The sequence below is a fragment of the Nonomuraea sp. K271 genome (assembly GCF_009908215.1).
Classification (GTDB): domain Bacteria; phylum Actinomycetota; class Actinomycetes; order Streptosporangiales; family Streptosporangiaceae; genus Nonomuraea; species Nonomuraea longispora.
Genome location: NZ_JAAAHR010000074.1, coordinates 23,603 through 40,863 on the forward strand (window position 1 = coordinate 23,603; position 17,261 = coordinate 40,863).

General features: G+C 70.8%; 17 protein-coding genes. 6 read left to right on the plus strand and 11 right to left on the minus strand.

The window, feature by feature from the left end; genetic code table 11:
• The first annotated feature begins 5 nt into the window (after window positions 1-5).
• A complete protein-coding gene (gene iolD, locus GUY59_RS24585; RefSeq protein ID WP_138202029.1) occupies window positions 6-1,853 on the plus strand; it encodes a 3D-(3,5/4)-trihydroxycyclohexane-1,2-dione acylhydrolase (decyclizing) in 1,848 nt (615 codons plus the stop codon).
• Between the two features lie 65 nt (window positions 1,854-1,918).
• Window positions 1,919-2,965, plus strand: a complete 1,047-nt coding sequence (locus GUY59_RS24590) for an AI-2E family transporter (protein ID WP_236667457.1) — start codon at window positions 1,919-1,921, stop codon at window positions 2,963-2,965.
• Window positions 2,966-2,983: 18 nt separating this feature from the next.
• On the opposite strand, the gene GUY59_RS24595 is transcribed toward GUY59_RS24590, so the two are convergent.
• Together GUY59_RS24595 and GUY59_RS24600 are read right to left on the minus strand one after the other, a co-directional pair.
• The gene (locus GUY59_RS24595) at window positions 2,984-3,466 is read right to left on the minus strand and encodes a GNAT family N-acetyltransferase (RefSeq protein ID WP_138202028.1); all 483 of its coding nucleotides are present in this window, start codon (window positions 3,464-3,466) and stop codon (window positions 2,984-2,986) included.
• A gap of 29 nt (window positions 3,467-3,495) precedes the next feature.
• Entirely contained in the window at window positions 3,496-4,044 is a 549-nt protein-coding gene (locus tag GUY59_RS24600; protein ID WP_132335417.1) for a DivIVA domain-containing protein, read from the minus strand.
• 113 nt (window positions 4,045-4,157) lie between these two features.
• Here GUY59_RS24600 and GUY59_RS24605 point away from each other — a divergent pair, with 113 nt between their 5' ends.
• Both GUY59_RS24605 and GUY59_RS24610 read left to right on the plus strand, forming a co-directional pair.
• Window positions 4,158-4,964, plus strand: a complete 807-nt coding sequence (locus GUY59_RS24605; protein ID WP_138202027.1) for an ABC transporter ATP-binding protein — start codon at window positions 4,158-4,160, stop codon at window positions 4,962-4,964.
• The gene (locus GUY59_RS24610) at window positions 4,961-5,632 is read left to right on the plus strand and encodes a hypothetical protein (protein WP_138202026.1); all 672 of its coding nucleotides are present in this window, start codon (window positions 4,961-4,963) and stop codon (window positions 5,630-5,632) included. The genes GUY59_RS24605 and GUY59_RS24610 overlap by 4 nt, the downstream gene beginning before the upstream one ends.
• 30 nt (window positions 5,633-5,662) lie before the next feature.
• Here the strand turns inward: GUY59_RS24610 and rlmN are convergent, their stop codons facing one another.
• A complete protein-coding gene (rlmN, locus tag GUY59_RS24615) occupies window positions 5,663-6,763 on the minus strand; it encodes a 23S rRNA (adenine(2503)-C(2))-methyltransferase RlmN (RefSeq protein ID WP_138202025.1) in 1,101 nt (366 codons plus the stop codon).
• Between the two features lie 119 nt (window positions 6,764-6,882).
• Here rlmN and GUY59_RS24620 point away from each other — a divergent pair, with 119 nt between their 5' ends.
• The gene (locus GUY59_RS24620; protein WP_138202024.1) at window positions 6,883-7,902 is read left to right on the plus strand and encodes a suppressor of fused domain protein; all 1,020 of its coding nucleotides are present in this window, start codon (window positions 6,883-6,885) and stop codon (window positions 7,900-7,902) included.
• 12 nt (window positions 7,903-7,914) lie between these two features.
• Here the strand turns inward: GUY59_RS24620 and GUY59_RS24625 are convergent, their stop codons facing one another.
• The 8 genes from GUY59_RS24625 to GUY59_RS24660 form a co-directional block, all read right to left on the minus strand.
• Window positions 7,915-8,754 (minus strand): phosphatidate cytidylyltransferase, encoded by an 840-nt coding sequence (locus tag GUY59_RS24625; RefSeq protein ID WP_252375013.1) that lies wholly within the window; start codon window positions 8,752-8,754, stop codon window positions 7,915-7,917.
• 118 nt (window positions 8,755-8,872) lie between these two features.
• Window positions 8,873-9,430 (minus strand): ribosome recycling factor, encoded by a 558-nt coding sequence (frr, locus tag GUY59_RS24630; RefSeq protein ID WP_132335407.1) that lies wholly within the window; start codon window positions 9,428-9,430, stop codon window positions 8,873-8,875.
• Window positions 9,431-9,473: 43 nt separating this feature from the next.
• A complete protein-coding gene (gene pyrH, locus GUY59_RS24635; RefSeq protein ID WP_212746218.1) occupies window positions 9,474-10,172 on the minus strand; it encodes a UMP kinase in 699 nt (232 codons plus the stop codon).
• A 145-nt stretch (window positions 10,173-10,317) separates the two neighbouring features.
• Window positions 10,318-11,151, minus strand: a complete 834-nt coding sequence (tsf, locus tag GUY59_RS24640) for a translation elongation factor Ts (RefSeq protein ID WP_132335403.1) — start codon at window positions 11,149-11,151, stop codon at window positions 10,318-10,320.
• Between the two features lie 252 nt (window positions 11,152-11,403).
• Window positions 11,404-12,372: a 30S ribosomal protein S2 gene (gene rpsB, locus GUY59_RS24645; protein WP_138202022.1), complete on the minus strand. Its 969-nt coding sequence runs from the start codon at window positions 12,370-12,372 to the stop codon at window positions 11,404-11,406.
• Window positions 12,373-12,603: 231 nt separating this feature from the next.
• Window positions 12,604-13,257, minus strand: coding sequence for a response regulator (locus GUY59_RS24650; RefSeq protein ID WP_132335400.1), 654 nt, complete (start codon window positions 13,255-13,257; stop codon window positions 12,604-12,606).
• Window positions 13,221-14,375 (minus strand): sensor histidine kinase, encoded by a 1,155-nt coding sequence (locus GUY59_RS24655; RefSeq protein WP_138202043.1) that lies wholly within the window; start codon window positions 14,373-14,375, stop codon window positions 13,221-13,223. The genes GUY59_RS24650 and GUY59_RS24655 overlap by 37 nt, the downstream gene beginning before the upstream one ends.
• A 419-nt stretch (window positions 14,376-14,794) precedes the next feature.
• Window positions 14,795-15,499 carry an ArsR/SmtB family transcription factor gene (locus GUY59_RS24660; RefSeq protein ID WP_138202021.1) on the minus strand — a complete coding sequence of 235 codons (705 nt, stop codon included), beginning with the start codon at window positions 15,497-15,499 and terminating at the stop codon, window positions 14,795-14,797.
• Window positions 15,500-15,664: 165 nt separating this feature from the next.
• On the opposite strand from GUY59_RS24660, the gene GUY59_RS24665 reads away from it, so the two are divergent.
• Window positions 15,665-17,089, plus strand: a complete 1,425-nt coding sequence (locus tag GUY59_RS24665) for an MFS transporter (RefSeq protein WP_138202020.1) — start codon at window positions 15,665-15,667, stop codon at window positions 17,087-17,089.
• The last annotated feature ends 172 nt before the right edge of the window (window positions 17,090-17,261 follow it).

Sequence of the window (17,261 nt, forward strand, 5' to 3'; positions counted from 1 at the left end):
GTCTCATGACGACCCGCCTGACCGTCGCGCAGGCCGTGGTGCGGTTCCTGGCCCAGCAGCGCAGCGAGCGCGACGGCGTGGAGCGGCGCTTCTTCGGCGGCTGCGCCGGCATCTTCGGCCACGGCAACGTCGCCGGCCTCGGCCAGGCGCTGGCCACCTCCACCGACCTGCCCTACCACCTGACCCGCAACGAGCAGGCGATGGTGCACACCGCCGCCGCCTACGCCCGCGCCGCCAACCGGCTGGTGACCCTGGCCTGCACCACCTCGATCGGCCCCGGAGCGACCAACATGGTCACCGGCGCGGCAGGGGCGACGATCAACCGGCTGCCCGTGCTGCTGCTGCCCGGCGACATCTTCTCCACACGCGTGGCCAGCCCGGTGTTGCAGGAGTTGGAGGACACCCGCTCCTACGACATCTCGGTCAACGACTGCTTCAAGCCGGTCTCCCGCTTCTGGGACCGGATCAACCGCCCCGAGCAGCTCCCGTCCGCGCTGCTGGCCGCCATGCGGGTGCTCACCGACCCCGCCGAGACCGGCGCGGTGACGCTGGCGCTGCCGCAGGACGTGCAGGCGGAGGCGTTCGACTGGCCGGACGAGCTGTTCGCCCGCCGCGTGTGGCACATCCCCAGAACCCGCCCCGAGCGCGCCGCCCTGGCCCGGGCCGCCGAGCTGATCACCTCGGCCGAGCGCCCGCTGATCGTCGCGGGCGGAGGAGCGATCTACAGCGAGGCCACGGACGAAATCCGTGCCTTCGCCGAGGCGCACGGCATCCCGGTGGCCGAGACCCAGGCGGGCAAGGGCGCGCTGCCCCACGGCCATCCCCTCGCAATGGGCGCCATCGGCGCCACGGGCACCACCGCCGCCAACGCGCTGGCCCGCGAGGCCGACGTGATCATCGGCGTGGGCACCCGCTACAGCGACTTCACCACCGCCTCGCGCACGATCTTCGCCCCCGGCGCGCGGTTCGTGAACGTCAACATCACCGGCTTCGACGCCGCCAAGCTGTCCGGCCTGCAACTGGTCGCCGACGCCCGCGAGGCGCTGGCCGAGCTCGGTCAGGCGTGCGCGGGCTGGAGCACGCCGCCCGCCTATCGCGCTCAGGCCGCCGAGCTCACCCGGGCGTGGGACGCGACCGTCGACGCGGCGTACGGCCTGGAGGGCTCGCCGCTGCCGCAGTCGGCGGTGATCGGCGCGGTCAACGCGGCGGCCGGCGACGACGGCGTGGTGGTGTGCGCGGCCGGGTCGATGCCCGGCGACCTGCACAAACTCTGGCGGCCCAGCGGCCCCGGCAGCTACCACGTCGAGTACGGCTACTCCTGCATGGGCTACGAGATCGCGGGCGGTCTCGGCGTCAAGATGGCGGCGCCCGAGCGCGAGGTGTTCGTGCTCGTGGGCGACGGCTCCTACCTGATGATGGCGCAGGAGCTGGTCACCGCCGTCTCCGAGGGCATCAAGCTGATCGTCGTCCTGGTCGACAACTCCGGTTTCGCCTCCATCGGCCGCCTGTCGGAGAGTGTCGGCGCCGAACGGCTCGGCACCTCCTACACCGCCCGCGACGGCAGCCCGCTCCCGGTCGACCTGGCCGCCAACGCGGCCAGCCTCGGCGCCTCGGTGCTGCGCCCCGAGTCGGTGGCCGACCTGCGCAAGGCGCTCGACGCGGCCCGGTCGGCGACGGAGACCACGGTGATCCACGTACGCACCGACCGGCTGGCCGACGACGCGCCCTCGTCGGAGGCCTGGTGGGACGTGCCCGTCGCGCAGGTCGGGACGACGAGCGCCACCTACGCCGCGCGGGAGGAGTACGAGTCCAACAAACGCTCCCAGCGCCCCCACCTCGCCCCGCCCGCCTGACCTGGGTGGTTGCCCGCGATCTTCTGAGGGAACGTCTCTGACCAGGCGCGATCGGGGGGTTGGTCATGGGGCCGTGGCGGTTGCTGGGATGGTTCGCGGTCATCGCGGTGGCCTTGTTCTGCCTGCACCACGTGCGTACGGTGGCCATCTCGATCGTCATCGGCGTGTTCCTGACGGCGCTGCTGCTGCCCCCGGCCCGCTGGCTCAGGTCACGCGGGCTCAACAGGGCGGGGGCCACCGCCGTAACGTTCGTCGGGGGGCTGGTCCTGGCGGGCGCGCTGATCGCGCTGCTGGTGCCGCCCACCGTCGCCAGCGTGACGGAGCTGCGCTCCAGCGTCGACCAGGTGCTGCGTGACCTGCACCGCCTGGTCGCCGCCGTCGGGCTCGACGACCGGCAGCTCCTCGGCCAGGCCAGGGACTACCTGTCGGGGCAGGGCAGGCAGATCACCACAGGGGCACTGGCAGGGGTGCGGACGGTCGGCGAGATCGTTGTCGGAGCCGTGCTGGCCGTCATCCTGTCGGTCTATTTCGTGCACGGCGGCGACCGGCTCTTCCGCTGGCTCGTGGACCTCGCCCCGGCTCCGGCCAGGGCCCGCCTGACCGGGACCGGCGAGCTGATCTTCTCCGTGGTCGGCCGCTACATCCGCGGGGTGGCGATCGTGGGCGCGGTCGACGGGTTCTTCATCGGGCTCGCGTTGTGGATCCTCGGCGTACCGCTCGCCCTGCCGCTGGCGGTGCTGACGTTCGTGGGAGCGTTCCTGCCGGTGGTGGGGGCGTTCGCGGCGGGATTGCTGGCCGCGGTGGTGGCGCTCGTGGCCAAGGGCTGGCTGGTGGCGCTGATCGTGGTCGCGGTGACCGTGGCCGTGCAGCAGTTGGAGGGGCACGTGCTCGCGCCGCAGATCTACGGCAAGGCCCTCGACCTGCCCGGCGCGGTCATCCTGGTCGCCATCACGGTGGGCAGCGTGATCGCCGGCATCACCGGCGCGTTCCTGGCCGCTCCGGTGACCTCGGTGATCGTGGCGCTGCTGCAGAACGGGAGAAGGCGCGACGGACGGCCGGCTCCCGGGACGCCGCCTCCCGCACCGCCCCCGGCCGCGCCCGCCACGGGCTGACGTGCCACGACCGAGGATTCACAGAGCCAGCTCCAGCTCCAGGTAGTGCCTGATCGGAATGCCGTCGGACTCGGCCGGGATGGCGGGCTTGAGCTTGCGCGCCTCGTCCGCCGCGTCGCGGTGCAGGGCGACGAGGTCGAAGCCGTACCGCTGGTAGAAGCGCAGGGCATGGGTGTTGTCGTTCGTGGTGGTGAGCGTGAGCCGGGTCATCCCGCGTTCGGACGCGAGGGCGCGTACGGCGTCGAGCAGGGCACGTCCGGCGCCCTGTCCGGGCAGCACCGCGTCGACCGTGACGATCTCGACGGACCCGTCCTGGTCGAGGTAGGTGAGCACGCCGACCACCTCGCCGCCGCTCTCCGCGACGAAGCCGGGCAGCTCGGCCGCGTTCACCAGCTCGCCGCGGTTCAGCGCGATCACGGTGGTGCCGCCCCAGCTCTCGCTGAGCACGCGGGTCACCGTCGGGGTGTCGTCAGGTCCGATGGGACGTACCGATATCGACATGATCCTCATTATGGCCCGCTGGAGATCGCCTAATGACGCTGGTCGAGGACCTCGGCGATGTCGGCCAGGAAGGCGTCGACGTCCGCGATCAGGTAGCCGGACCGCAACAGCACAGTGGAGAACGCGGCCTCCCGCACCTCCTTCGCCGTGAGCGGGTAGTCGGTCGTGCCCCGCAGCGTGGCCACGATCCGGTCGAGGAAGGCGTCGACCTCGTCCTCGTTGTAGCCGGTGCCCATGCGCCCGGTGCGGAAGGCCACCCGCTCGACGCGGGCGGCCTGGGTCTCGAACCACTCCTCCCGCAACATCTCGCCGGTGGGCTCGGCCAGGGCCAGGCGTATGGGGCGCTTGGCCTGTGTCTCGAGCGCCACCACGAACGCCTCGAGCGCGAAGTCGACGGCGGTCTCCTGGTAGCCGCCGCGTCTGGCGCGGAACGTCGCGCCGCGCACCTCGTCGGCGGTGACGGGCTGCATGGTGTGCGAGCCCCTGCCGAGAGTCGACTCGATCCGCTCGATCAGCGCGTCGACCTCGGCGGGGTCATAGCCTGAACGCATGCCCATGACCCGCGGAAAGCGGTTCAAGCTTCACTCCTCTTGAGATGTACGCCGACCTCCCTATTTTGACATTCCCACCGTGCTCGCTGATGCGGTTCCTTATCACGACGATGCGGCGCCGCTTGTACCGTTACAGCACCATGCGTCTCTCCCATGTGTCCTTCCGCTACCGGCGGCGCGATCCTCTGGTCATCGAAGACGCCGACGCCGAGCTAGCACCCGGCGACGTGATCGAGCTCACCGGGGTCAACGGAGCCGGCAAGTCGACCCTGCTCCGCCTCCTCGCGGGCCTCGCCCGGCCGACCGCGGGCACGATCACCGGCCGCCCGTCGGTCGTCGGCTTCGCCCCCGACCGGTTTCCCACCGCGCAGCCGTTCACGGTGACGCACTATCTGCGGCACATGTCCCGGGTGCGCGGCGGCACCCGCTGGGAGCCGTGGGCGGAGCGCCTCGACATGGGCCACCTGCTCGGCCTCCCGCTGGGTGAGCTGTCGAAGGGCAGCGCGCACAAGGTGGGGCTGGTGCAGGCGCTGATGGCCGAGCCGGGGCTCCTGGTCCTCGACGAGCCGTTCGCCGGGCTCGACGCCGACACGCGCGAGGCGCTGCCCGCGATCGCGACCGAGGTGGCGGCCAGGGGCGGCATCGTCATCGCCGGCGACCACCAGGGCGGCCTGCGCTCCCTTCCCGGCGTCCGCCACTGGACGCTGATCAGCGGCCACCTGAAGGAGCACACCCGGGACACTCACGCCGCGCACGATCACGCCGCGACCGCGGGCGGGCCTCCCGCCGTGGCCGTGCGGCGCTCCTTGGAGAACGTTGCGGGCGGGCCGTCCGAGCGCCGCCACGCGACCGTGGCCGTGACGCTGCCCGCCGCCGACGTCCAGCGATTCCTGACCAGGATGCGCGGCGAAGGCTACCGGGCCCGCGAGATCGAGGAGACCAGTTGATCCCCCTGGCCGGCTTCCGTATGGCCGCCTACGTCCAATCCCACCGCGTCTACCAGGCGCTCCTACTCGCCCTGGCCCTGCTCGCGATCCTCTACGGCAGCCGCGCCCCGAAGGGCGAGGAGGCCTCCGTGCTCACGGACGGCGCCGTGCTGATCGTCCCGGTGCTGGCCTGGGCCGCGCGAAGCCTGCTCGACACCGAGCCGGACCGGCAGCGCGAGATGTCGGCGATCCAGGCGGGCGGCCGGGGCAGGGAGGTGGCCGCGGGACTGGTCGCGGCGTTCACGGCGTGTGCCGGGGTCGCCGCGATCGCCCTGGGCTGGGCCCTGCTGCTCGGCGTGAGCGCCACCCCGCCACCCGGCGTGCTGCTCGCCGTGATCGCCCTGTATGTCCTGACCGCGCTGGCGGGAACCGTGCTGGGCGCCCTCACCAGCCGCGCGATCGTACGCTCCCCCGCCGCCTCCATCATGGCCCTGCTGCTCGGCTTCCTGGCGACGCTGCTGCTCAGCACCTCACCCCTCTACTGGCTGACCGTGCCGCTGGTCCCCTGGATGCGGGCCGCGAACGCCGGCGACCTGCTCGGCCGTTTTCCCGGGCTGGCCGCCCTCTCCCTGCTCTGGTGCCTGATCGGCCTGGCCGGTTATGTCCTGCGCCGCCTCAGGACGAGCTAGCGCCGCCCCGGCGGCATCGGACGGCTTCGCTCACTCGGCGGCGGCCAGTTGCCCGCACGCGCCGTCGATCTCGCGCCCGCGGGTGTCGCGGACCGTCACGGGCACGCCGTGGAACTGCAGCCGTCGTACGAACGCCCGCTCGTCCTCAGGCCGTGACGCCGTCCACTTGGAGCCCGGCGTGGGGTTGAGCGGGATGAGGTTGACGTGCACCAGTTTGTTCTTCACCAGCTTGCCGAGCAGGTCGGCCCGCCACTCGTGGTCGTTGATGTCCTTGATCAGGGCGTATTCGATGGAGACCCGCCGCTTGGTCCTGGCCGCGTACGCCCACGCGGCGTCGAGGACCTCCGCCACCTTCCACCGCGTGTTGATCGGCACCAGCGTGTCGCGCAGCTCGTCGTCGGGCGCGTGCAGCGACAGCGCCAGCGTGACCGGCAGCCCCTCGTCGGCGAGCTTGCCGATGGCGGGCACCAGCCCCACCGTGGAGACGGTGACGCCGCGAGCGGAGATGCCGAGCCCGTGCGGCGCCGGCTCCACCAGCCGCCGCACCGCGCCGATCACCTGCTTGTAGTTGGCCAGCGGCTCGCCCATGCCCATGAACACGACGTTGCTCACCCGGCCGGGGCCGCCCGGCACCTCGCCGGCGGCCAGCGCGCGAGCCCCTGAGACCACCTGCTCGACGATCTCGGCGGTGGACATGTTGCGGGTCAGGCCCGCCTGGCCGGTGGCGCAGAAGGGGCAGTTCATCCCGCAACCGGCCTGAGACGACACGCACATCGTCACCCGGTCGGGATAGCGCATCAGCACCGACTCGACGAGCGCGCCGTCGAACAGCCGCCACAACGTCTTACGGGTCGTGCCGCCGTCGGTGGTCATCTCCCTGACCGGCGTGAGCAGCTCGGGCAGCAGCGCGGACAACCTCTCGCGGGACGCGGCGGGCAGGTCGGTCATCGAGCCGACGTCGGTGATAAGGCGCTCGAAGTAGTGGCGCGAGAGCTGGTCGGCACGGAACGCCTTCTCGCCCAGCTCGGTGACCGCGGCCCTCCGATCGGCCATCGACAGGTCGGCCAGGTGCCGTGCGGGCTTGGCTCGCCGGGGCGCGACGAAGGTGAGCTGGCCTGGAGGCTGGGACACGGTGACGCCTTTGCTTGAGGGGTTGTCGGCCTGGGTAGTGAACGTTCGGATCGGAGGTGGCATTCCTGGTGCCGGTTGGGCTCGCGTCGCGGTTGCCGCCCGATCTACAGTCATCTCGTATGGCGATTTTCCGGTCGGCATCTGGCGAGGGTGGCACCGAGGTCGTCCTCGCCGTGGGCAACCCGTACGGCAGCCGGACGCTCGTGGTCGAGCGTGATGAGGACTCCTCGGTAGCTTACCTGTGCTCGCCCGACGGCACGGTGCACGGCGCCGTGTGGCTGGCCAACCACCGCCCCGCCCCACCCGTGGTCGACCTGGCCAGGGTCAACGCCGGCCTGCCGCCCCTGATGCCGAGGGCCGGCACGCTGCACCCCCAGGGCCGCCGGCCGCTCGGGCAGCTCAGCACGCTGTGGTTCGAGGAGGGCGACGGCGTGGCGCTCTACGAGGACGACGACCTGCTGGCGGTCATTCCCGGCTGGGCCGACATGAACAGGAGCATGCCCGGCTACGCGCGCGACGCGGTGGGCGAGTCGCCGTTCGCCTGGGCGCTGTCGGAGGCGCTCGAAGGGCTGCGTCCGCGCATCTCCAACGCCGAGTCCTACTGGCGCTGGCGGCACGGCGAGGGCGCCTGGCCGTCGTTCCAGCAGTTCGTGATGGGCCATCTGAACCGCGCGCTCGGCCCGGCGGGCCGTTACTGGGACGCCGGCGGCGAGCGGCTGCCGACCGTCGGCATCACCGAACGCCCGCCGCACCAGGATCGCGACTTCACCGTGTTGTCGACGGTCGGGATGAGCTGCCAGCGCATGCCCACGGTGGAGCAGTGGATCGACAAGCCCGGCGCGTACGCCAGGATCGAGCTGGCCGTGGCCACCCGCGAGGACCCGAAGGACGCGGCGCTGCTGCTGGTGTGGTTGTCGCAGTATCCGTGGCACTCGGTCACGTGGCTCGGCCACGGGCACACCGCGAAGTGGTATCACGAGCCCGCGACGTTCCCGCTCGGGCCGGAGTATTCGGGGGTGCTGCTGGTGAACAGCCCACCTCACATGCCGAACATGTCGGGGTTCGCGTTCGGGGGCGAGGCCGTACGGTGGCTCTGGCTGACCCCCGTCACAGCGGAGGCGCTGGAAGCGCACCGTTAGCGGAACCTGGAGCTAGAAAAACACCGTCATCAGCAGCCAGGCCGGAACGAGCACCGTCACCAGCGAGTCGAGCCGGTCCATCAGGCCGCCGTGGCCGGGCAGGATCGTGCCCAGGTCCTTGATGCCGAGATCCCGCTTGATCATCGACTCGATCAGGTCGCCCGCGGTCGCCAGCACCGCCGCGAGCCCGCCGATCAGCGCGCCCTGCCACAGCTCGCCGCCGAGCAGCCACGTCACCAGCCAGCCGCCGACCGCCACGCACGCCACGATCGACCCGGCGAAGCCCTCCCAGGTCTTCTTCGGACTGATCACCGTCATCTGGTGGCGGCCGAACAACACCCCGGCGAAGTAGCCGCCGATGTCGCTGGCTATGGTCACCGCGATGAAGATCAGCACCCGGTGGTCGCCGTCGTCCGGCTTGAGCAGCAGCGGCACGAACGCGGCCAGCATGCAGGGGTAGAAGAGCGTGAGGACCGACGCGGACGCGTCGCGTACGTAGCCGTCGGTTCCGTCGCCGAACATCCGCCAGATCAGCAGGACGAGCGCGAACCCGGCGAACGCGGCCAGTAACCAGACCGGACCGCCCCAGTAGGCGGCCACCTGCATCGCCACCAGCCCGGCGAGCACGGGCGCCACCGGCACCTTGATGTCACGGGTCGCGAACGCCCTGGTCAGCTCCACCGTGCCGACGCCCACGGCGCCGACGACCACGACCAGGAACAGCTCCTTGACCGTGTAGAGGGTGCCGAGCACCAGCGCGCCCAGCACGACGCCCACCGCGATCGCGGCAGGCAGGTTCCTGCCGGTACGGCTGCCGCCGCTCGAGCTGGTGCCAGCCGTACTTCTTTCCACAGAGTTCTCCATAGCCGCGGCCCCCGCCGCCTGGGCGAGGGCCGCAGAGTGCATGCCCGCTGCCTTCGCCCAGGGTGGCAGGAGCCCGCCGGAGGCGGCCCACCGCCGGGCGCGCCGCTCACACTTCGAGCAGTTCGGCTTCCTTGACCTTGAGCAGCTCGTCGATCTTCGCGACGTGCTTCTGGGTGAGGTCGTCGAGCTCCTTCTCGGCCCGCCTGACCTCGTCCTCGCCGGCGTCGCCGTCCTTCATCATCTTGTCGAGGATCTCCTTGGCGGACCGGCGGATGTTGCGCACCGACACCTTGGCCTGCTCGCCCTTGTTCCTGGCGACCTTGATGTACTCCTTGCGGCGCTCCTCGGACAGCTCCGGGAACGACACACGGATCACCTGACCGTCGTCGGTCGGGTTGACGCCGAGGTCGGAGTCGCGAATGGCCCGCTCGATCGCCGGCATGGAGCTCTTGTCGTAAGGCTGGATGAGCACCATGCGAGCCTCGGGCACGTGGAACGAAGCCAACTGCTGGATGGGCGTCGGCGTGCCGTAATATTCGGCGTTGATCTTGTTGAACATCGAGGGGGTGACCCGGCCCGTACGGATGCTCGCGAAGTCCTCCTTCGCGACGGACACGGCCTTGTCCATTTTGTCCTCGGCTTCGAGGAGGGTTTCGTCGATCACAGCGGCTCCCTGTCTTCTAGCTGGCGGTGTCGGGCTCGCTCGCTCATTTGCCTGCGGGACTGACCAGCGTGCCGATTTTCTCACCGCGGACGGCGCGCAGGATGTTGCCCTCGCCCATGAGGTCGAAGACCACGATGGGCAGATCGTTGTCCTTGCACAGGCTGATCGCGGTGGCGTCCATGACCGCGAGGTCGCGGAGCAGCACCTCTCCGTAGTCAAGGTGGTCGAACCTGACCGCGTCCGGATTCTTGCGGGGGTCGGAATCGTAGATCCCGTCCACTTGTGTGCCCTTGAGCAGCGCCTCGGCGCCGATCTCGAGGGCCCGCTGGGACGCCGCGGTGTCGGTGGAGAAGAAGGGCGACCCGAGCCCGGCGCCGAAGATGACCACGCGCCCCTTCTCGAGGTGTCTGATGGCGCGGCGCGGCAGGAACGGCTCGGCCACCTGCTGCATGGTGATGGCCGTCTGCACGCGCGTCTCCACGCCCCGCCGTTCGAGGAAGTCCTGCAGCGCCAGGCAGTTGATGACCGTGCCGAGCATGCCCATGTAGTCGGCCCTGGCCCGGTCGATGCCTCCTTGCGAGAGGGCGGCGCCGCGGAACATGTTGCCGCCGCCGACCACCACCGCGACCTGCACGCCTTCCTGGACCGCCTCGGTGATCGAGTCGGCCAGGTGGTCGACGATGACCGGGTCGATGCCCAGCGGCTCGCTGCCGGCGAACGCCTCGCCTGACAACTTCAGCATCACCCGTTTCCACCGCAGTGGGCTTGACGGGTGTGGAGACGAGGAAGCCGCCGTCCGTGTGGATTCGTGGGCTGGCTCCCGGTGGTCCTGCACGGCGGCGGCCTCCTTCGTTCGGCGGTTCGTTGAGCTGGCGGCTTGCCTAAGCCTAAGCCTGACCCACCTTGAAACGGACAAAGCCGAGGACCTCGACGCCATTCTCCTCGGCGTACTTGCCCACGCTCTTCTTGCCGTCCTTGACGAAGGTCTGCTGGAGAAGGGTGAAGTCTTTGTACCAGCCGTTGACGCGACCCTCCACGATCTTGCCGATCGCGGCCTCGGGCTTGCCTTCCTCGCGGGTCATCTCCTCGAAGAGCTTGCGCTCCTTCTCGACGACCTCGGCGGGCACGGAGGCCGCCTTGAGGTATTGCGGGGCCATCGCCGCCGCGTGCTGCGCGATGTCCCGGGCGACCTCGGCATTGGGCTTGTCGAGCTGGACCAGCACGCCGACCGCGGGCGGCAGCGCCGGGTCGGTGCGGTGCATGTAGGCGCCTACGTAGCCGCCCTCCAGCACCGCGAACCTGCGGATCTCGATCTTCTCGCCGAGCGCGGCGTTGGCGGTGTCGAGGTGCTCCTTGACGGTCTTGCCGTCGAAGGAGGACTCGAGCAGCGCCGGCACGTCGGCGGGCCTGGTCGCGAGGATGTGCTCCACGACCTGGCCGGCCAGCTCCTGGAAACGCTCGCCCTTCGCCACGAAGTCGGTCTCGCAGTTGAGCTCGAGGAGCGCGGCGGAGGAGTCGCCGTCCTGCTTGAGCGCGACGAGGCCGTTGGAGGCGGTGCGGGCCTCGCGCTTGCCCACGTCCTTGGCGCCCTTGAGGCGCAGCAGCTCGATGGCGCGGTCGAAGTCGCCGTCGGACTCCTCCAGCGCCTTCTTGCAGTCCATCATGCCGGCAGCGGTGATCTCGCGAAGCCGCTTGACGTCGGCCATGTTCACGGAAGCCATTGCTCTTATTCCTTGTGAAAGTTCGTCGTCGTGGATCGGGTGGGCGCCGAGATCGGCGGCCCACCCCGGGGTCGGCACGGCGGGCCCGTGCCGTACAGGAGCTCTGCCTCGCTCGGGGGGCGCACCGGCCCGGCCCTACTGCTGCCTCGCCCGGTATGCTGCCCAGCCTCGCCGCGGCCTATCACCTGTGCGGGTCACCTGTGCGGGCCCTGGACGCGTCCCCTTAGCGGGGACGCGTCCTTCGACCAGCCGTCAGGACTGCTGCTCGGGCTTGTCCTCAGCGGTGGGCTCGGCCACCGGAGCAGCCTCGGCCGGAGCGGACTCGGCGGCGGCCTCGGCCGGAGCCGACTCCACGGCGGCCTCGGCCGGAGCCGACTCGGCGGGAGCAGCCTCGGGGGCGGCCTCGGGAGCGGCGGCGGCGTCGGTCTCGCCGGCCGGACGCTCGCCGGTGCCCTGCTCGATGAGCTCGCGCTCCCACTCGGCCAGCGGCTCGGCGGCGGCCGGCTTCTCGTCACCGCGGGCGGCGCCCGAGCGGGCCATGAGACCGGCGGCGACACCGTCGGCGACGACCCGGGTCAGCAGGCCGACGGCGCGGATGGCGTCGTCGTTGCCCGGGATCGGGTAGTCGACCTCGTCGGGGTCGCAGTTGGTGTCGAGGATCGCGACCACAGGGATGCCGAGCTTCTTGGCCTCGCTGATCGCGATGTGCTCCTTCTTGGTGTCGACGACCCACACCGCGCTGGGCACGCGGCCCATGTCACGGATGCCGCCGAGCGTGCGCTCCAGCTTGTCCTTCTCGCGCCGGCGCATGAGGAGCTCCTTCTTGGTGAGCCCCGAGGCGGCGACGTTGTCGAAGTCGAGCTCCTCGAGCTCCTTCAGGCGCTGCAGCCTCTTGTGCACGGTCGAGAAGTTGGTGAGCATGCCGCCCAGCCAGCGCTGGTTGACGTAGGGCATGCCGACCCTGGCCGCCTGCTCGGAGATGGCCTCCTGAGCCTGCTTCTTCGTGCCGATGAACAGGATCGTGCCGCCGTGGGCGACGGTCTCCTTCACGAAGTCGTAGGCGCGGTCGATGTAGGACAGCGACTTCTGCAGGTCGATGATGTAAATGCCGTTGCGCTCGGTGAAGATGAAGCGCTTCATCTTCGGGTTCCAGCGCCGGGTCTGGTGACCGAAGTGAACGCCGCTCTCGAGCAGCTGTCGCATGGTGACGACGGGGGCCATGTGCTGGTCCTCCAGGTCTGGGCGTCCAGTGGATGGACGCGGTTCTCGGTTGTGCCGCGGCAGCGCGTGTCTGCCGCCCTGATGCCCCGAAACCGCTCCAGCCGGGCGCCTGGCCCGGACCGATGGCGCGGTCCGCGATGGGGCATGCGAAGTCGGCCTGTGTCACAGGCCACCGGAAAGTCTACCTCCCACGCCGCCTCTGGCTGACCGCATGTGGTCAAACGGCACGGGTCAGCCCGGTTCCGCCTCCAGATAGGCCAGCACCGCCATGACCCGGCGGTTGTGGTCGTCGCTCGGCGGCAGGCCGAGCTTGGTCAAGATGTTGTTGATGTGCTTGGCGATCGCCTTGTCCGTGACGAGCAGGCGAGCGGCGATCGCGGCGTTCGACAGGCCCTCGGCCATGAGCGCGAGCACTTCGCGCTCCCTGGGCGTCAGGCGGCCCAGCGGCTCGTCGCTTCTCCTGCGGGTGAGCAGCTGGCCGATCACCTCGGAGTCCATCGCGGTGCCGCCGGCCGCCACCCTGCGCACCGCGTCGACGAACTGGTCCACGTCGCCGATCCGGTCCTTCAGCAGGTAGCCGACCGCACCCGCCTGGTCGGACAGCAGCTCGCGGGCGTAGAGCTGCTCGACGTACTGCGACAGGATCAGCACCGGCAGCCCCGGCCGCTGCCTGCGGGCCTCCAGCGCGACGCGCAGCCCCTCGTCGGTCAGGGTCGGCGGCAGGCGTACGTCGATCACCGCGACGTCCGGCCGGTGCCGGGTCAGCGCGCCGAGCAGCATCGGCCCGTTGTCGACCGCCTCGACCACCTCGAACCCGGAGGCCGACAGCAGGCGGACGAGCCCGTCCCTCAGGAGGGCGAGATCTTCTGCGATGACAACGCGCACGGTATCTCCACGATGAATTCGGTCGGCCCGCCGGCCGGGCTGCGGACGTCGAGCGTCCCGTCGAACACCGACAACCGGCGCCTGATGCCGTCGATGCCGGCGCCTCGGGGATCGGCGCCACCCCGCCCGTCGTCGCCCACCACCAGCCGCAGTACGCCCTCCGAGTGGCGCAACCGCACCCAGGCGCGCTGGGCGCGGCTGTGCTTGGCCGCGTTCGTCAGGGCCTCGGCGGCGGCGAAGTAGACCGCGGACTCGACGGGCGCCTCCAGCCGGGTGGGCAGATCGACGTCGACGTCCACCGTAAGGGGGACGTGCAGCGCGGCGGCCTCGACGGCGCCGGCCAGCCCTCGGTCCGCCAGCACGGGAGGGTGGATGCCGTTGACCAGGTCGCGCAGGTCGATCAGGGCCTGCCCGGCCGACTCCCACGCCTCCCCCACCAGCTCGCGTACCTGGGCGGGGTCGCTCGCACGCCTGGCCAGGCCGAGGGTCATGCGCACGGAGACCAGCCTGGCCTGCGCGCCGTCGTGCAGGTCGCGTTCGATCCTGCGCAGCTCGGCCGCCTGCGCGCTCACCGCCGCCGCCCTCGACTCGGTCAGTTGCCTGACCCGATCCGTGTCACCGGGGCGCAGGAGCAGCTCCGTCAGCCGCGCCTGGGTCCCGTGCAGGAGCGGGACGGCGGCCACCGCGACGGCGCCGATGGCGACGACCGCCAGCGACAGGGCGACCGTGAGCTGGATGCTCGGCCGCGCCGTCTGCAGGTGCCAGATGACGGCCTCGGCCGACAGCACCCCGACGATGAGCACCACGCCGCCGGGGCCGGTAACGGCCTGCAGGGCGAGCCAGGCCGTCTCGCGGGCGTGGGCGTTCTCCCGCGGCTCTCGGGCATGAGCGCCCTCGGGAGCCACCGGTTCGTGGCCGAGCGCGCGGTCCGCCCTGGCCAGCTGGAACGCCGCCAGCCTGTGCGCCCAGGAGCGCACCCTGGCCAGCGGGCGCACGCCGAGCCCGCGGACCGGGACCAGCGCCGCGCACCCGGCCAGCAGCACGAGCAGCACCCACGCCGCCACGCCGGCAGAGGCGTTCAGCAGCAGCCCTGCCACGGGCGCGGCCATGCGGCGCATCAAGCTCACCCGAGCAGTCTGCCTGCTCCGCACGGCCGGCGCGGTAGACCTGGCACCACCATCACGGGTGGCGGCGGATCTCCGCCGCGGCTCCCGACTTCCCAACCGGCAACGTCCGGGGCCCCGATGCCCGCCGATCGGCTGCCGCCGGCCCTCGGCGCGGGCGCCAGGGCGGACCGCAGGGACGTCGAAACGGTCGCCAGGCGGGTGCCCGGCTCGGTCACGGGTCCGGTACGAGGGGGGACGGGCACGCGCTCCACCTGTCGGGCAACCTGTGCACCATCGCCCACGCCAACCGGTACTTCACGTATCTTGCGCCGCCTCCTGCCGGCACCACCTGCTTGCCTCCTGAACGGCCGTAGGCATGCGGATGTCGCCCTTCGCCGGTGTCGCGCCCTCGCCGGGTGTCGCCTGAGCGGTCAGGACGCGTCGTGGTCCCCGGCCTGATCCCCGGCCTGTTCCCCGACCTGGCCCCCGGCCGGCGGGCCGGCGTCGTGGTCCTCGGACGGCGGACGAGCGTCGTGGTCCTCGGTCGGCAGGCCGGGGACCACGCGCTTCGCGACCGGGAACAGGCTGATCTGCGCCTCGGCGATCCTGGCCCCGTCCGGGGCTTCGTCCTGGCTGCGGAAGCGGGCGACGTACGGCTCGATCAGCTTCATGATGTCCCGGTTGAGCTGGGCGAGTTCCTCGGCGCCGACCCTGATCCTGGTGCGGCTGAAACCGCTGGCGAAGCGCCACTCGTCCGTGTCCCCGTCGAGGTGGGCCCAAGCCCGCTCCGCCTCTTCCTGGGCTTTGCTGTTGAACGCCGCGATCAGGGACTTCTTCGCCTCACGCACCTCCGGCGGGTCGCCGGGATTGATGCCCACGCCGATCGGGGCGTCCACGACCTTCCACAACCGCTCCCTGCCGTCGCCCCGGGGAGGCGCGTCCTCGACGAAGCCGTACTTGGCGAGCATGCGCAGGTGATAGCTGGCGGCGCTGGGCGTGATGCCCGCGCTCTCGGCCACCTCGGTGGCGGTGGCGCTGCCCTGGTCTCCCAGGTGCGCGAGGATCGTCAGCCGCGCCGAGTGGGCCAGCGCCCGCATCGCCTTCGGATCGCTGACCCAGCCAGTTTCCCGCGTCATGCGTTCACGATACCCCTGCCTGGCCGAACGTCTGAAAGGTTGCCTTCACAACTCTGAAGGATTACCTTCACATCTATGAAGGGAAGCTTTCAGACTTGGCGGAGTCGTCGCACCGACGGCCGACCGGCCACCGAACCACCCGCCACGCATGACACCGCCCTCGTCATGAGTGCAGCCGACAGATCCCCTGCCACGGGCGGCTCCGGCGAGTCACCCGCCACGAGCGACCCGGCCACCGAGCCCGAGCCTCCTTCCGGCGAGTCGCCCCCTCCCGCTCCCCGTCGCGAGGACGTCCCGCTTCGCAGACAACGCGACTACCGGCTGCTCTGGACGGCCCGAACGATATCGATCACCGGGTCGGAGGTGTCCAAGCTGGCCATTCCCCTGACCGCGGTGACCCTGCTGGCCGCATCGCCTGCACAGATGGGACTGCTGACCTCGGCCGCCTTCGTACCCGCCCTGCTCTTCGGGCTGCAGTCAGGGGCGATCGCCGACCGGCTCCCGCGGCACCGCCCTTTGATGATCGTTTGCGAGCTCGTCTCCTGCGCGGCGGCGGTCACCGTACCCGTGGCCTGGCTGCTCGGCCTGCTGAACGTCCCTTGGCTGATCTTTGTGGCGCTCGTGATCGGCACGGCCGGCGTGTTCTTCAGAGCCGCGAACTTCCCTCACCTTGCGGCCGTCGTACCGCCCGAGCAGCGCACCGAGGCGATGGCCGGGCTGCAGGCGTCGTACTCGGTGGCCTCCGTGAGCGGGCCAGGTCTGGCCGGGCTCCTGGTGCAGATGCTCACGGCGCCGCTGGCCGTACTGGCTGAGGCGCTGTCGTTCCTGGCCTCGGTCCTGCTGCTGCGCTCGATCCGCACCCCGGAGCGGAACGAACCGGCCGCCTCCCGGGGGATGTGGCGCGACGTCATGGAAGGGCTGAAGGTCAGCATCACCCATCCCGTACTGCGCGCGCTGCTCGGGGCGGGCGTCACGATCAACTTCTTCGCCATGGCGTTCACGGCCGTCTACATGTTGTACATGGTGAACACCCTCGGCATCCCCAAAGGCCTGATCGGTGTCCTCATCGCGTTGAGCGGCGCGGGCGGCCTCCTCGGCGCCTGGCTTACGGCACGCCTGTCCAAGCGTTACGGCGAGAACCGCATCCTGTTCGCCGCCGCCCTCTTCTTCCCCTCGGAAATCCTCGCGGTGGGCCTGCTGACCGGCCCGCTGTGGTGGAAACTGTCGGTCCTGGCCGTGACCGGCACGCTCACGGGGGCCATCGTGGTGGCCTTCGCCACCTGCATGGGCGCGATCACCCTGCGCGACACCACCGCCGAGCTGCGCGGCCGGGTCAACGCCACCATGACGTTCGCGGTGCAGGGTGTGCTCGCACTCGGGGGTCTCGTCGGCGGTCTCCTCGCGGAGGTGATCGGGTTGCGGTCTGTCATCCTCATCTGCGCCGCAGGGATCGCCCTGAGCACCCTCTGGATCTGGACGTCTCCGCTGCGCCCCCGCCGTACCAAGTTCAGGGCCGCAGGCGAGCCAGGCGCCGACCCAACCCTCACCCCGTCACTGAACGACCTGCGTGACTCCAAGCCTCAGTTCTGACGCCGTCCTCTCTGCGGCCACACTCCCACGTCCCGGCGACATCATTCGAGGCCAACCGCGTCCCTGTGGACAACCCGACGGCGTCCACAGAACGACGTTCACCACCCCACCGCCAAGGCGCCATCACCAAAACTCGCGCCATGAACGCCCACCCGCCTTCCCGCCTCCGCCC